Source organism: Chryseobacterium sp. AC417, from assembly GCF_979258215.1.
In genome coordinates this window covers 1,120,565-1,136,951 of sequence record NZ_OZ409845.1, presented here as the reverse complement: position 1 = coordinate 1,136,951, position 16,387 = coordinate 1,120,565, and the positions used below count along the sequence as shown (strand labels likewise).

Genomic DNA, 16,387 nt, shown 5'->3' with positions numbered 1-16,387 from the left:
AGTTGAATTACTTTCAGGTTTTACGGAGTTAATCTTACTACTCTTAAACCGGTATTGACGTAAGCGCCGTTTGTTTTAGACTTTACAAATTCGAATTTCGTAGCAAGCTGAGTCTGCACTTTATTCATTTGTTTAAAGATTTCTCCTTTTTTATTTTCTCTTGTCAACATGTCATTCATCACATCAAAACCAATAATGGCATATTTCCCCGGAGTTTTGCAGTATTTGGCTTTATAAGCTGCTAATATTTCTTTTTCAAAACCTCCGTCGGTATTGATTGTTCTATCCATCAGATACACCAGACTTGCCTGGCTCAATTCATCTATTTTCTTTTCAAAACTTGGGACAGAATATAAACTGAATGCTTTCATGCCCTGAACTTCTTTTGATAGTGCAATCATCCTGTTAGAAAATGCTTCTCCTACGGTATCATTATCACTTGCTAAAATGGCAATTACTGGTGTAGATTGCCCGGTCATCATATTCTGATCCAACTGAATGTCATTTGCTGAACTTACAATAGAAACATTGGTATTTTTAACAGATTTTTCCAGATTTGATTTGATGTAATTGGCATTTTCTTTTTTAGAATCTGCAACAATGAATATTTTTTGATCAGAATAAATTGTTTTTACTTCTTCAACGATTTTATCAGAATAAGTTTTATCGTTGGTTTCAACAATAATTAAGTTGCTGTAATTATATAATTCCGGAGAGTTGGCAAATGGTGCAACTACAGGAATTTTTTGAGTTTTTGTAAAATCTAAAAGATCTATCACATTCGATTTGAAAAACGGACCGATAATTAAATCTGTATTATTAGGGTTGATTTGGGTAAGAGAATTTTTGAAAGATGCCTCATTGCCAGAATCCACCACTTTAATGTCAAGTTTTTGTCCTTTGGCTGCATTCCTTTGAATCGCCAATTTAGCTCCGGTAAGGAAATCTACCGCCATTGAACGATACTGGCTTTCATTGGTACTGTATCCGAATGGAAGCATCAAAACTACGCTCAACGCATCATCATTTTTCTTTACATAAGCAGCATCCAGCTTTTTGATTTTTAAAATCATCCCAGCTTTTAAACCTTTTGATAACTCCGGGTTTAATGCAACCAGCTCATCGATCGTCACACCAAATTTATTAACAATTGAAAAAACGGTATCTCCCTGCTCAACAGTGTAAGTTGCATATTCCTCCTGACCGGAAGAACTGTGAACACTGGTTGATCTCTCGTTTCCTGAATCTATTTTTGTTTTCGTATTGTTTGATGACACTCCTTCTACAGGTGTTTCAACTGATTTCACCGTTGTCACTGCAGTCTGGTTACCACCATATTTTTTTATGCTGTCAAAAGGCAATGTAATTTCATCACCTATCTTCATGTGAGAATCTAAATCCGGATTTAATTTTCTTAAATCTGTTTCAGAAATTCTATACTGTTTTGTAATACCGTAAATAGTCTGTTTTGGCTGAAGCAAAATTCTTCCGGTTTTTGGAGAAGGAGTTTGAGACACCGCTTTAGAGGCTGGAATATTTCCACCTTTAACGTTGAGAATATCACCAATTGCCAGTTTTCCATCTTTGAATTTCGGGTTGAGCTTCAACAATTCATCTATCGTGATACCATATTTTTTTGAAATATTGTAAGGATTATCACCTTTTATAACCGTATGTGTTTTCTGTGCAGATACACTCAGAAACATGCATAAACCAGATAGTAAAAAAAACTTCTTAATCATTTTCAATATTTAATGTACAAAAATACTTCTTTAAAATTAAATCGCAACTATTATTAACTTTGATTGCTCTACCTCCATTTCTTCTAAAATTGTTTCCAGCCAAGAATATCCAAAATCTGCAAAAAAAACACTGAAATTAAAAATTCTTTCCTGCCATGTTTTTGCCGGATGAACATCTAGAAATAATGTTTCTAAACGTTCAAGTAACTCATTTTGTTTAATTTTCTCAGCATGAAGCAATCTTTTTTTCAGTCGTTTAAAAGATTTCAGCTGACGAACTTCTTCAGCTTTCACCATATTTCCAAAAGATTTTTCGGTAGTTTCTGCTAAAGATTTTAGCTCGGAAAAATTATTAAGAAGTAAATTTTCCTGTGTATCTAAAGATTCAAGAATAGAATGATTATCAAGAATTTTAGAATTAGAAATCTGAGTAAAATTCTGAAAAAAATCTTCTATTTTTAAACTCAGCTTGTCAATTTTATGTAAAGTTTTCTCTTTAATAAACAACATCGAATTTCTGGGAATCAAAATCGGAAAAGGAATATTGATTTTAGTAAAATAATCCTTCAATTCAAGCCAGTACATGATTTCCGCATTACCCCCAATGTATGCCAAATTGGGTAAAACCTTTTCCTGATAAACAGGACGCATCAATGCATTCGGACTGAATCTTTCCGGGAAATTTTCAAGTTCTTTTAATATTTCTTCTTTTGTAAACTTTTTATTAGCATCAACAATGATATAATTTTCGCCATCATAATCTATCCTGTCTCTGGTTTCCGAAAGATAAAATAAATTTATTTCCCGAGGATTGACCTGAACTTTACTATATTTTTCCGTCAGAAAATCGACTTTTTCTTTTGAAGTTGTATTTAAACTAAAATTAAGCAACTCGTCTTTGAAAATCTCCTTAACCTGACTTTTAAGCTCCTTAGAGTCTCCGTCAAGAATTAATAAGCCAAAATCTGAAAACAATCTGTTGACTAAAATTCTGATGGCTTCCGTTAAAGTATTTCCAGCTTTATAAGATTCTTTCAGCATTAAAATCAATTCAGTTCCGAAAATAGAATCTTTGAATTCTTTTTCAAATTCTGAAATGAAAAACATATCGTTTATTTTGATTCTACCGACAGCTCCGCCGGATTTTTCGTTGGTTTCGTAATAATTATTTTCAGTTTTAAAATGATTGATCTCTGCAAAATCATGATCTTCTGAAGCCATCCAGTAAACCGGAACAAAATTAAATTCAGGAAATTTTTCTTTAAGATTGGTACAGGTTTTTATCGTTTGCAGAATTTTATATACAAAAAAAGCTGGCCCTGAGAAAAGATTCAATTGATGTCCTGTTGTGATCGTAAAAGTATTCGGAGATTTTAAACGATCAATATTCTCTTTCTGTTTTGAAGAAAGCTGAAGTTTTGAAAGCTGATCTGTAAATGTTTTAGAAATAATTTCTCTCTGAACATTCTCGAATGAATCTTGCTTCAAATGAATCTGCTTGGCAAAGTTATCAGATGAAAAGGTAGAACTTTCGAAGCCCTCAATCTGATGATTTAAAAAATCTTTTATCAGCTGAGGAATACTTTCGATATCGTGAAATGAAATTTTATTGACTGTTTTCAACTTGATTAAATTTAGTTGAACAAATACCAAACAATCCCGATATTCAATCTAAAATCATAGACCGGATAATGTGGAAATGCGTAGGCTTTATTGTGTGAAATCATGGTCCCGATCTGTTGTCCTTCAATAAAAAAGAACATTTTTTTGACCTTGAAATTAATGTAAAGATCAGCAATTGGCTCACCTCCTATTGAAAAAGAGTCTGCGCCGGGAAGAATATATTCGTTGAGAATCGGAAAATATTCTCTTGAAGCAAATTTTGAGAAGTAGTACACTTTTATACCCGCCTGAATTTCTGCCGCATTTTTGAACGCTTTGGATTGAAAGAAAAAATTAGCTCTTCCTATAAATGATGGCATTGGCAGAAGTTCTTTATTGGTTAAAGCACTTTGAAACTGTACTCTTGTATTCAAATGAAATTTTCTGTAGCTAAAAGTTGCTTCTCCCCCAATTTGAGAAATGTTTAGCGAATTCTGGCTTTGACGAGATATCGCATCCGAACCGAAATAAGTATAATTGTCTATTCTGAAATAATTGGCAAATAATTCAGATTTAAACCATTTTAAATTAACGCTTCCTCCAATTTCTGTGATCGCCTGATTTTTTGCGTCTTGAAGATAATAATTAAATCTTCTGTACACAGAAGAGTTTGCCAAATAATTGAAAGACGGATAAACACTTTGGAAGTTAACTTTTGCATTGACAAAATAATCTTTTATGGGCTCAAACTTTACATTGTTTGTTGTTTTCAGATAATTTCCAAACTGACTTCCTTTAGAAAATTCTAAAAATGAATTTAGCTGAAATTTGTCAAATAATTTAACCTGTAAATTTCCGACAGCACCTAATCTGTTTTCTTTTAATTCAGCAGGAACATCTACGGTTGGTAAATTAATTTCGTTGAGACCAAATTTGAGCATTTGATATCGCACTCCGGCATCCAGTTTAATTTTTTCATTATCTAAAACCAAGCTGACTGTGTTGCTCAGATTATTGGAATATTTTTTGGTAGATGGCGAGAAATTAGTGACAATTTGTGAAGCTGTACTGTACCAGTAATTTTCTAAAGCGTCTTGAAAATAATAGTATTTATTACCTTGGTTAAATATTGTATGTCTGATTCTAAATGGAAATTTTTCAGAATTAAAAGGGGTAAACTGATGACTCAAATAATATCTTCTGTAAGAATATTGACTGCTGGATTCTGCCAAGTTAACCTGAGCATTTTGTTTATTGCTTTCGCTGTTCCCTGACTGGAATAGGGCATCATCTACTATTCCGCCATTCTCTGCATTGTTAACATTTTGATGAAGATAGTGAGCAAAAAGCTCATAGTTTCCACTTTTTGAAGTGTAGTGACCAGAAAATAAGGTATTGTTATTTGCAGCGAGAGAGTTTCTGTACATTCCTTCAGAACGGAGTCCGTTGTACTCAAGAGCAAAATTGAATCTCTTTCCAATGTTTTGTGTATATGTAGATTGAAGAGCTGCACCATTTCGCATGGCTGTATGATAAATAAAAGTTGCGGTGGGTGTTTTGACATCATAATATTTGACGTCCTGAATTCCCATGATCACATACGATTTATTTGACGGCAGCAATGAAAGATTCTGTTCGGCATTTACTTCATACGACAAAGGATTGAATCCTGCACCAATATTAGCAAATTGCACACGACCAAAATTATCTCTGTTGTTATATTGCGAAAAGATATTTGTTTTATCAAAAGTCATTACCGTATCAAATACTTTCTTTTCTGAAAATTGTGTCTGGTATTGATAATCCTGGATGGTCGGTTTAAATATTTTTAAAGAATCTTTCTGTCCGGAATCTATGACTAGGGTATCCGACAACTTCTTATCCAATCTGTTGGAATCTGTTTTGTTGACGATCACCTGGGCCTGGAAAATTGAGCCGAAGAAAAGTATAACGGGGAAAATGTATTTCATTTATTTTTAGTTAAATAAAATCAAACATTGGAAATGATTTTATTATGCAAAAATAGGAAATAAAAGGAAATAAAAAACCCTGCTTGAAGCAGGGTTTTTACTATTCTAAAAATGATTATTTAATAACCAGGATTTTGCTGAATATTTGGGTTAGCAGAAATTTCTGTAAATGGAATTGGTAAAGTATATTTATAACTTCCATTAGCTAAGTTAGTAACAGGAATGTTATCATCGGTAGGATTTCTATCCATACTTACTCCCGCCTGAACAGCCAATCTTTTTAGGTCAATATAACGGTGACCCTCTAAGCCTAATTCAACTCTACGTTCTTTTAAAATATCTGCATAAGCAGTCTGCGTATTTCCATAAGTCGGTGTTGTTGCCGTACCATTATAATTTCTAGCAACTCTCACTGCCTGAATAGCAGCTTGAGCACCGGATAAATTGTTACCAGCAACTTCAGCCTCGGCTAAAATGAAATACATCTCTGACAATCTAAACAGTTTTAGATCGTTTCTTACAGGTGTACTTGTTTTTCCAGGATACTTGTCAATCACTAGTCTGTCAGATGTAATTGGAGATGGACTAGTTGTATAATTAGGATCTATAATAGAACTTGGATCAATATAGGTATATCTTCTTACATCACTACCAGTATTTACTAAATTAAATAAATTTCTTCCTAAAAACCACATAGGAACTCCAGAAACTGCAGATGTATTTGTATTCCAGTATGTACCCACACTTGCTCCTACTCCTGTTGGTAGCCTATTTAGAGAAAAAATAATTTCCCCTCTACTAAAGTCGTTCCATAAGTTTCTGTATGGATTAAACGATGAAGCTACTGCATAAAATGATGAATTCCAAACCGGTGTACCAATTACTGGTGCAGCCGCTGTAGTTATTGGAGTGGCTAAAGTCAATGATAAACCTGAATTTGAGATTACATCTTGTGCATACTGTTTAGCTAATGCAGCATTACCTCTATAAATATTAAATCTTGCAGAAAGCGCATTTACAAATCCTTTATCAACATAATATCTAGCTGCAGCATTGCTCGCAGGCGAATATGCTAAAGTATTCCTTGCAAAATCTAAATCAGCATTAATAATATCAAATACAGCTTGATTGGTGCTTCTTGGTAATTTAGAATCTGTTTCCGGAATGCCATCTGTTATTATAACTCCTAACGCTCCAGGATTTTTCATATCTGTTGAATAATATGCTAATAATTGAACATAAGCATATGCTCTTAGAGCTCTAGCCTGTGCAATAATATTATTATACTGAGCTTGCTCAGAAGCAGCAGGTGTAAATAATTGAGAACCCGCAATTAGTCTGTTTACACGGTTGATCAATCTGTAATGGTTAGCCCATATACCACCAGGTACACCATCTGAAGCATCTAAAAAATGTCTGTGTAACTGAAACTCTTGGCCTCCGCTACCACTCCCAGGTTTCACTTCATCCGTAAATACGGCAGTAAAGTAAATATCATTACCAGTTTCCATACTTGAATATACAGAACCCAATAAGAAACTATTTAAATTTCCTACACTGCTGAAAATTGCATCGTCATCTAATTGACCAGGTTGCTCAATTTCAATTGCATCCTGACAACCTGTTATTGAAAAACCTGCAGTAACAAAAGTTGCTAAAAATAAGGCTGTTTTTATAATTCTTTTCATAATATTAAAATTTAGAAATCTACATTCATCCCTACAGAAACAGTTCTAGGGTTTGGATATACATTTAATGAATAAGTAGTTACCGGCTCAGGATCAAAACCTTTCCAATCTGACCAAGTCAACAAGTTTTCAGCTTGAATAAATACTTTAATTGATCTTACTGGTAAATTACCTAATCTGCTTTTAGAAAAATTATATCCAAGAGATACATTTTTCAATCTGATGAAATCAGATTTATATAAGAATCTGTCAGATTGACCTTCTAAACCAGCATTATTAGCAGTAAGTGAAGGAATATTTGATCCTGTATTTGTTGGAGTCCAAGCATTTAATAAATCTGCAGAAACATTAATATTATTTGCAGCATAGAACGGATCCATTACCCAAGAATAAAGGTTGTCATAAATATATCCTCCTTGTTGGAAAGAGAATAAAGTATCGAAGAACAGACCTTTGTGTTCAAAGTTAAATCCGAATCCTCCCGTAAATTTTGCGTAAGGAGATTTACCTGTTGCTCTCCTATCTGTTGCTACAGGAGTCTTAGTTGTATTTCCATTAATATCTAAAAATAACTGCTCACCATCTGTAGGATCTACTCCTATATAAGGATATAAGTAGTATTGACTTGCAGGACCACCAATTCCGTCATTGTTATCACCGTTAACAATATCCTCAGTTACTAAAGATACAATTCTATTTTTATTATAAGCACTATTAACAAAAACTGACAATCTCGTGTCTTCTTTTCTGATAACATTAAATCTTAATAGACCTTCAACACCTTTATTATCCATTCTACCAGTATTACCTGTAATGGAAGAAACACCTGTAATTGGAGAAACACTTATTGGACCATATAATCTTTCAGTTCTTTTTTCGTAGTAGTCAAATGAACCTTCTACAATACCTTTATATTTAAAATCTAAACCGATATCAGATTGTGTTACTTGTTCCCATTGTAGCGCAGTATTTGCTAAATTAGAGATACCAAATCCTGGTAAGTTTTGGTAACCTGAATTACTGGTATAAAGATCTAAAAAGTTGTTTGGAAGAACAATTAGAGGATTCGTATTGTTTGCAGTTGCAGCTAGATTTTGATTTCCAGTTGTACCTACTGATCCTCTTAATTTTAAAAGATCAAATCCAGATCCCTCCATAAAGTTCTCTTTATCAATATTCCATCTTGCACCTACTGACCAGAAAGTCTCCCATCTATTTTCCGGAGCAAATCTGTAAGAACCATCTCTTCTTACAACTCCACTGATTCCATACTTATCTTTATAATCGTAATCTAAGGTACCAAAGTATGCTAATGTTCCGGCGGTAACTTTCAATGCTGAAGCTGTAGGTCTATATATGTTTGGAGTTGCCGGGTTAAAAGGCACATAACCTGTCCCTGCACCAAAAGCCCAGTTCAAAGGATTTAGACCATTCTGAGTTTGTGAACTTTGATTAAAATGCACTTTAATATAATCCATAAAAGCTGACGCTGAAATGGTATGATCTTCTCCAAAAGTCTTGTTGAAACTAATATTCGTAATTGTGTTGAAAGTAAGGTCTTTCTGGTTAGTAAATGTTTCAGAGCCTCCGAATTCTGCACCTTGACCAGCAGCAACTGCTAAAGACAGATACCCATTAGCACCTCTTGCAAAAATTCTTCCGTAATCTTTGTATTCAATTCCGGTTCTGTTTCCAACACTTAACCAGTCTGTAACTTTGTAATTAATATTACCGTTAGCATTAATACTTGTTTCTGTAAATTGGTTTCTTACTCCTCCCATAATATTATCATACAGGACGTATGGTCTGGCAACTACAGAGTTTGTTCCAATAGCATTAAAAAGTTCTCTACCATTCTTATACGGTGAAGGAGCCAAAAATGAAGGAGAAAGTACCCCACCAAACAAAGGATTCTGAATTACATTCGCATTAATTCCAGCATTGGTCTCATCGTCTAATTGATTTCTTTCAGAATATCCTAAACCAATGATCGCTCCAAATGTTAATTTATTATCTTTAGACTTCCCAGTAAGATTATTTCTTAAAGTAAATCTTTGAAAATCAGTTCCTTTAACGATACCCTCACTGTTCAAATATCCTAAAGATACAAAATTATTAAGATTTTCGCCACCAGCACTTACAGAAAGGTTGTGTTGTTGAGAAATACCCACTCTTGTAAATTCCTTATTCCAATCGGTATCAATACCCCAATTATCGATTTCGCTTTGAGATAAATTATTTTCAACAGCAAAACCACCGCCGCCATAATTCTTCTGGATTTGCAATAATTGCCTAGCATTAGACATGTTGTAATCCGGCTTTGGCATCGTTGAGAATGATGTTAATCCATCATAAGACACTCTTAAACCAGAATTAAATCTACCACCTTTTGTTGTAATTACCACAACACCATTTGCTCCTCTGTTACCATATATAGCTGTAGCTTGAGCATCTTTAAGTATACTGAAAGTATCAATATCATAAGAGTTAAGGTTTCTGAACTGCGTAGAAGAAGTAATGATACCATCTACAACAAATAAAGGATCTGTAGATCCGTTCAATGAGCTTAGACCTCTAATTAAGATATTGAATTTTCCTGAACCTGGTGAACCAGATGCTGAGTTTACAACAATACCTGGTGCAGTACCTTGAATTGAGTTCAAAACTGAAATATTAGGTCTGTTTTCTAAAGTTTCAGAACCAATCGTAACAGATGCAGCAGCAGACTTAGCTTTTGTAGACGTCTTACTATACCCCAAAACAACAACCTCTTCGATTACTTTAACCTTATCAGGAACAGTATCATTCTTTGTTGTCTGCGCGAAAGCAACTTGTCCTAAGAAGAACATTGCTCCAGCACTTAATACACGTAGTTTAACATTCATATTAACAAAATTTTAATATTTTTAATGAGCAAATATGTTAATAAATATTAACACTTGCAAGTTTTTTAGCAAATGATACTTTTTTTTTTTCAATTGTTTTATATTTTAACTTTTAATATAAACATAATTATACAGTTAAAAAGAGATAAGTTAAATAATATTACTATTATTATTGCATTAATCATATTTTTAACATTTAATTTTCAACTCAATATTTGTTATTTAGATTTAATCTAAATTAAATACGTGTATTTTATTTTATAGTATTCTTTTTTAGTGAATAAAATTAATTTTGTTTTTTTTTCGCTATATTGTAGGCAAAAATTTAACATGAAAAAAATAATTTCAGCAACATTTCTTGCAATAGTATGCATAGGATATTCACAACAAACACTATCTGTAAATCAAGTAATAGGCGATAATTCTGTTTTTGGGGGAGTAAGATCAGAATCAGGTAAATCTCTCAAATATGAGGATATAAAGGGTTCACCTTATTACGATACCAATTTTCAGTTAGCGAAAGTAGGAGATAATTATGAAAACGTTGTAATTAGGTACAATACTTATAAAGATGAAATAGAATTTCAAAAAGAGGGCAAAGTACAAGTCCTTCCCAAAGAATCGGTTTTCTCTAGAATAGAAATTTTAAAACCCAAAACTGTTTTGGTTTATTTGGATACAAATGACTCAATGACCGGATATTTTTTCGAATTAATAAACGGGAAAAATTCTTTATATAAAAAGATTAAAACAGATTTTAGGGATATTGTACCTGCACCAAATTCTTATGCTTCGGATAAACCTGCTACTTTTAAAACCAATGCACCAATATATTATATAAAGACAATTGAAGGTAGTTTTTTAAAAAATCCTAAAAATGAAAAAGATATTCTACAAATAGATAATGGTAAAAATGATCAAATAAAAACTTTCATAAAATCAAACAAAATTAAATTAAATAAAGAAGAAGACTTGATAAAGTTAGTAAATTATTTAAATTCACTATAAAGGTTATCCTTGTTATAATTGTTTAATAATTTACAATACATAACTTTAAATAATTAATATAGAGTAATCGTTATTGTACAAATAATTTCTGTTTTCATTAAATTTTTCATTACTTACAGCGTACATTTTAGTTAGAATTATTCTATAAAAAACACTTTTCTGTGATAAATAATGAAAATACTTTAGTAAAATAGCATTAATTATCAATTTAACACAAATTATATATATATTTGTATAAAATTTTTTTAGAATGAAAAAAACTGTATTTTTATCTGTAGCACTTTGCCTATTTTCTGCGAAATCATTTTCCCAGACAAAGGAAGAGCGACTGAAAATTTCAACATATTCCAACAAATTGGGCAATGAAAAATTGTTGAATACACTAAATAATGATGAAGTTAGCAGAAAACAAAGGTTAAATAATTTTTTAACTTCAAATCCAAGTTTTGTAAAACGCATGACGTTTGGAGAATTTGGCATTCAAGAATTGATAGACGTATTACCAAATGGCGATATGATTTATGCGAGAACTTACAATGAGGGTGCTGGAATTACAGCTAGAGCAAATAAACTTTACAATGGAGGTTCTCTTGGTATAAATATACAAGGTCAAAATATGCTTGCTGGAGTTTGGGACGGTGGAAATGTACGCGACACTCACCAAGAATTTATGAATGGTTCTGTAAGTAAAATCAGTAATTTAGACGGAACAACCTTTATAGCCCATGCAACCCATGTTATGGGAACTATATTATCAAAAGGCGTATTACCTTCTGTGAAAGGCATAGCATTTAATGCATCAGGTATTTCTTATGACTGGAACACTGATTTAGCTGAAATGTTAGGAGAATCTGCAAATGGATTATTAGTTTCAAATCATTCTTACGGATTTGGTGTTTTGGGTAGCGTTTGGTTTTATGGTGCTTATGACAGTCGAGCAAAACAAATTGACGATATATGCTACAATAATCCATTTTATCTGCCTGTCTTTTCTGCTGGTAATAGTAGAAATGAAACAACTGCTCCCGGATCAACCCAGATTGCTAACAAATTTGGTTATGATATGATATTTGGTCATGGAAACGCAAAAAATGTAATCACAGTGGCAGCTGTTGAGCAAGTTGATGAATACACAGGTCCTTTTAGTGTTGCGATGTCATCATTTAGTAGCTGGGGACCATCTGATGACGGAAGAATAAAACCAGATATTTCTATGAAAGGAGTAAATGTAAGATCTACACTTGCTACCTCAAATACATCAACAGGTTTTATGTCTGGAACATCTATGGCATCTCCTGGAGTTACTGGTGTTGTTTTATTATTACAACAATACTATAATCAACTGCAATCAAATTACATGAAGGCCGCAACTGCTAAGGGATTAATTTTGCATACTGCGGATGAAGCTGGCTTTTATCCTGGACCGGATTATGAATTTGGTTGGGGGTTAATAAACGCTGAAAGAGCAGCTACAACTATTAAAAATAAAAATTCGACTACAACCAGCAAAAGCATTATTGATGAATTAACATTAACTAATAATGTACCTTATACAAAAACTATTACTGCTAACGGAACCAGTCCATTAAAAATTTCAATATCATGGACAGATCCTCAAGCCCCTACTGCTAATTCTGGAACAACAGATCCTTCTACTAAATATTTAGTAAACGATTTAGACATTAAAGTTTCCAAAAATGGGGTTGATTACTTTCCTTGGAAACTGGAAGGAATGTTAGCTCCTTATAGTCCGCCGACAAATACAGGAACTAATAATGTAGATAATTTTGAAAGAGTAGATATCAATAACCCTTCAGGAACTTACACTATTACTGTAACTCATAAAGGAACATTATCGGGTGGTATCCAAAACTTTAGCTTGATTGCTACATCTGATAATCTTTCAACGCTTTCTACTAATGAGGCTATTTTAGCTAATGATAAAAAGGTAGATTTCTATCCTAATCCAGCAAAAGATTATATTCAAATTAATGAGAAAGATAAAGATTTATTAATTAATATTTATGACGTTTCTGGTAAATTGGTATTGACTTCAAAATTAGTTGATAATAAAATCAGCATTAGTCAACTAATTAAAGGAAATTACATTGCTAATTTTATCAATAAAAAAGGAGATATAAAAAGCTTTAAATTTATTAAGGAATAAATTATAATTTTTCAGATTATTAAAAGGGTGTTTCTTAGTTTAAGAAACACCCTTTTTAATATGAATATCTAATTACAATATGGCTATGTTTATTTTTTTGCTTATAAATCCAAAATATTAACATGATCATATTCGTTTAATAAGAACATTATTTTCAAGTCCTTACAATTGATATTAAGCGGTTTGAGTTGAATAGTAAGTACTCAATTCCATTGCAGCTGTTGTTTCTGGTGATCCTAATACTGCTTTGCTCACTCTCAACTGATAGGTGTTTCCAATTACAAAAAACAATTAACACATACATATAATACTGACAGTTGAGATAAAAGTTATCTTCCGTTTCATTAATGATATATGATAGAAATGAAAAAATAACCCAAGAGCAATACCTACGCCTACACTGCTTCACCACCGCTTCCTTCACAATGTGCTGGTTGATAACACCTGTAGATTCGTCTTTTAATGTTTTGCATTTAATGGTCGATGCAGGAGATCCCGAGATCCTGATCCTTCAGGATTATCTTCATCATCGAAATACAATACACATACTTATCCATTGTTGGGTACATGTAATTTCGTTTGTATGCGCTGTTGAGCCATTAATTATTTAAAAAACCTCCAATTGGAGGTTTTTATGTTATTGCTTGATCAAAGTCATTTCACCTCTTGGTATTTCATTAAAAGGTGCACAATTGGAGTTATCAGTTGTTATAGTCTGATTTGCGTAATTAAAGAATAAGATAAGTATTAAAAATATTTTATTATTGTATTGATCTACAAGCTTAAATTTTCTATATAAAGATTTAATACTAACTAAAAAAGATTTCTTTCTTTTAAATAAGTTTCCTTCTTAATCAGAAATAATCTTTTAATACTTTTTCCATTCCTTCCTCTAAAACCTCTTTTAGTTTTTTTAATAGCATCATATTGATATTTCATGTGGATCAATTTACCCTCATTATTTTTTGATAAATATAAGAGAACGTATTTAAATTTTTTGAATTCTGGAATACCATCATGGTCATAAGCCTCAAACTGAATTGTATCAATATCTTTTTTGTTAAAAACATTTTGACATACTTGATATCTGCACAAAAAGGCTTCATCCATAAAATAGTCTGTTACGATTATAGAATCGTTTGAATTAGGATTTTTAATCTTTTTTTTATAATTAGCATTCGGATTAAAACTTTCTACAGATATTTTTTTACCTATAAAAGCATATAAATTTATATTATCATTTTCCTCATAAAAAGTTGATTCTTTAATTTTTTTTTGAGAACTACAACTGAGAAAAAATATTAAAGCTAAAAATTGAACCTGCTGTTTCATTTTCATTACTGCTTGATCAAAGTCATTTCACCTCTTGGCATTTCATTAAAAGGTGCACAGCCTGAATTACCAGTTATTATGGTCTGGTTTGTAAAATATTGCCAGTACATTTGCGTTTTTTGAGGGTTCATAAAATTGAGATGAATCTCACCATCTATACAATGATCTGTAAACATGAGCGAAAGTTTATCTCTGATAGCTCTGTTTACAAAACCTAAACTTGTCACTTTTGCTTGTTCTACAGAAAGATTATAGGTGGAATATAATTGATTTCCATTGTCATCCAGCATTTTATACCGACCCATTATGCGATCTTTAAAATATTTACCAATAGGTTCATAATGCTTGAATTTAACGAAAGTAATGGTAAAAGTTTTTCCCTCAAAAGTACCTTTCCATGTTCCTGTATAGGGATCAAGTTCATTATTCAGATCTTTGTAATATGTATTTTCTACAGGCCATCCCTTAGTATCTAATGGAATAATCTGTTCCTGCTGTTGTGCTTTACAATTCATGCAAATAAACATAAAGCTTAGTATCAATAATATATTTTTCATAATAATCATTTTAATAATTAAGGACATTGATTTTCAGAAGGGTTTCCATATTCGTCATAGTTTACTTTCTTAGGATTGGTAGAATTTCCTTCTATTTTGAACAATACGGTATTTTGTACGTTCATTTTTTCAAGGGTTTCAGCAAACAGCCTTTGCAAATCTGTATGGCTTAATGGCTCTCCAGTGTTTTGCATAATTTCTTTTGCATTTCTAGTATACCAAGTTTTCAGATTTTCTAATTGTGTCTCTGTAAACGCAGGAGGAAGATCAGAGCCGTCACCTGTATATTGTATCTGGTAGGTATTGGTGATGTGATCAGGATCAGGAGATACCATGCCACCAAATACCTGATCAATAGGAATGCCATTAGCTATAGTATTTCTGAGAATTTCTAAGAAAGTACTAACATCTCTTGGTGAAAATATCTTTATGGAAACCCTGCCATTGTTTTTATTCAGATGGGTATGGTTGTATCCAAAAGTTGTAGAAGTTAGGCTTAGGTTCATAGCATCTACACTCATAGCATCAGGATTCATAGGAGTGGTTACTATTGATCCATCTGCTGTAAATTTAACGCCATATCCTGTTTCACTGGGTGCATTTACTTTCCCTTTTAGGATATCATATCTCGATTTTACAGCTGTCATTGTATATGTGTTTTTAGCTTTCTCACAAGGGGTTTCTTCCACCGGCTCTGTTCCACCGCCACCGCCAAGTCCGGGATAGGTGTAGCCGCCTTCACCATTACCACCGTCACATTGTCCTACTCGTTGATAAACCTGTACATTCGTCTTTTAATGCTTTGCATTTGATGATCGATACCGGAGATCCCCAAGATCCTGGTCCTTCAGGATTACTTTCATCATCGGGATACCACATACTTACCCATTGTCTGGTACAGGTAATGGTGTTGGTCTGTGCCGTAGAACCATCCGGCATCCCTTCTTTTTTAATTTTGGCAAAAACCAAAGCCTGAAAAAATGAAGATCACTTTCATCTTGTGTGTAATAGAAGTAGATCTTTTTGCAGTGTCTAGGTACTTTCAGCACCGAGGTTACTTTTCCGCTGTCTATGATTGGTACTGCAACGAAGCTTTCGTCGAAGCTCTCTACTGTCGTGGCATAGTCCCAGTAAGGGATTCCGTTTACTTTCTTGATGTCTGCCTCGTTTTCGGCATAGACTTTCATGACATTGGTAATGTACTTTCGTCCTGTTTCCAGAGGCTTTTGTTAGTGTACTCTGTAGAAGAAGGGTCAGATGAAGAGTAGACTTCATCGTGAATGCAGGAGTAGAGGGACAGGATCACTGTCATCATCAGGCAAAGCCTGAGAAATAATTTTTTTTTCATAAACATTTGTATTTAAGAATTTAAATATATAATAATTCTGCAACAAATATCATAAAAGAATGAATAAATTTTATACAAGTTTGGTTGT

At 32.8% G+C, this 16,387-nt stretch carries 11 protein-coding genes; 2 read left to right on the top strand and 9 right to left on the bottom strand.

Annotated elements, in window-relative coordinates:
• Positions 1-20 precede the first annotated feature (20 nt).
• From ACZZ9T_RS05480 to ACZZ9T_RS05460, 5 genes are all read right to left on the bottom strand, one after another.
• Positions 21-1,742, bottom strand: a complete 1,722-nt coding sequence (locus tag ACZZ9T_RS05480) for an amino acid ABC transporter substrate-binding protein (RefSeq protein WP_463441260.1) — start codon at positions 1,740-1,742, stop codon at positions 21-23.
• Positions 1,743-1,778: 36 nt separating this feature from the next.
• Positions 1,779-3,365, bottom strand: a complete 1,587-nt coding sequence (bshC, locus tag ACZZ9T_RS05475; RefSeq protein WP_463441259.1) for a bacillithiol biosynthesis cysteine-adding enzyme BshC — start codon at positions 3,363-3,365, stop codon at positions 1,779-1,781.
• 11 nt (positions 3,366-3,376) lie between these two features.
• Positions 3,377-5,314 (bottom strand): putative porin, encoded by a 1,938-nt coding sequence (locus ACZZ9T_RS05470; protein WP_463441258.1) that lies wholly within the window; start codon positions 5,312-5,314, stop codon positions 3,377-3,379.
• Positions 5,315-5,433: 119 nt separating this feature from the next.
• Positions 5,434-7,002, bottom strand: coding sequence for a RagB/SusD family nutrient uptake outer membrane protein (locus ACZZ9T_RS05465; protein WP_463441257.1), 1,569 nt, complete (start codon positions 7,000-7,002; stop codon positions 5,434-5,436).
• 11 nt (positions 7,003-7,013) lie between these two features.
• Positions 7,014-9,887: a SusC/RagA family TonB-linked outer membrane protein gene (locus tag ACZZ9T_RS05460; protein ID WP_463441256.1), complete on the bottom strand. Its 2,874-nt coding sequence runs from the start codon at positions 9,885-9,887 to the stop codon at positions 7,014-7,016.
• Positions 9,888-10,217: 330 nt separating this feature from the next.
• Between ACZZ9T_RS05460 and ACZZ9T_RS05455 the strand changes: the two genes are divergently transcribed.
• Positions 10,218-10,895, top strand: a complete 678-nt coding sequence (locus ACZZ9T_RS05455; RefSeq protein ID WP_463441255.1) for a hypothetical protein — start codon at positions 10,218-10,220, stop codon at positions 10,893-10,895.
• A 250-nt stretch (positions 10,896-11,145) separates the two neighbouring features.
• Positions 11,146-13,062 (top strand): S8 family serine peptidase, encoded by a 1,917-nt coding sequence (locus ACZZ9T_RS05450; RefSeq protein ID WP_463441254.1) that lies wholly within the window; start codon positions 11,146-11,148, stop codon positions 13,060-13,062.
• Between the two features lie 813 nt (positions 13,063-13,875).
• Here ACZZ9T_RS05450 and ACZZ9T_RS05445 read toward each other — a convergent pair.
• The 4 genes from ACZZ9T_RS05445 to ACZZ9T_RS05430 form a co-directional block, all read right to left on the bottom strand.
• Positions 13,876-14,394 carry a hypothetical protein gene (locus ACZZ9T_RS05445; protein ID WP_463441253.1) on the bottom strand — a complete coding sequence of 173 codons (519 nt, stop codon included), beginning with the start codon at positions 14,392-14,394 and terminating at the stop codon, positions 13,876-13,878.
• Between the two features lie 5 nt (positions 14,395-14,399).
• On the bottom strand, positions 14,400-14,951 hold the full coding sequence (locus tag ACZZ9T_RS05440) for a DUF6705 family protein (protein ID WP_463441252.1): 552 nt from the start codon (positions 14,949-14,951) through the stop codon (positions 14,400-14,402).
• Between the two features lie 17 nt (positions 14,952-14,968).
• Positions 14,969-15,598: a hypothetical protein gene (locus ACZZ9T_RS05435; RefSeq protein WP_463441251.1), complete on the bottom strand. Its 630-nt coding sequence runs from the start codon at positions 15,596-15,598 to the stop codon at positions 14,969-14,971.
• Positions 15,599-15,704: 106 nt separating this feature from the next.
• A complete protein-coding gene (locus ACZZ9T_RS05430; protein WP_463441250.1) occupies positions 15,705-15,890 on the bottom strand; it encodes a hypothetical protein in 186 nt (61 codons plus the stop codon).
• Between the last annotated feature and the right edge of the window lie 497 nt (positions 15,891-16,387).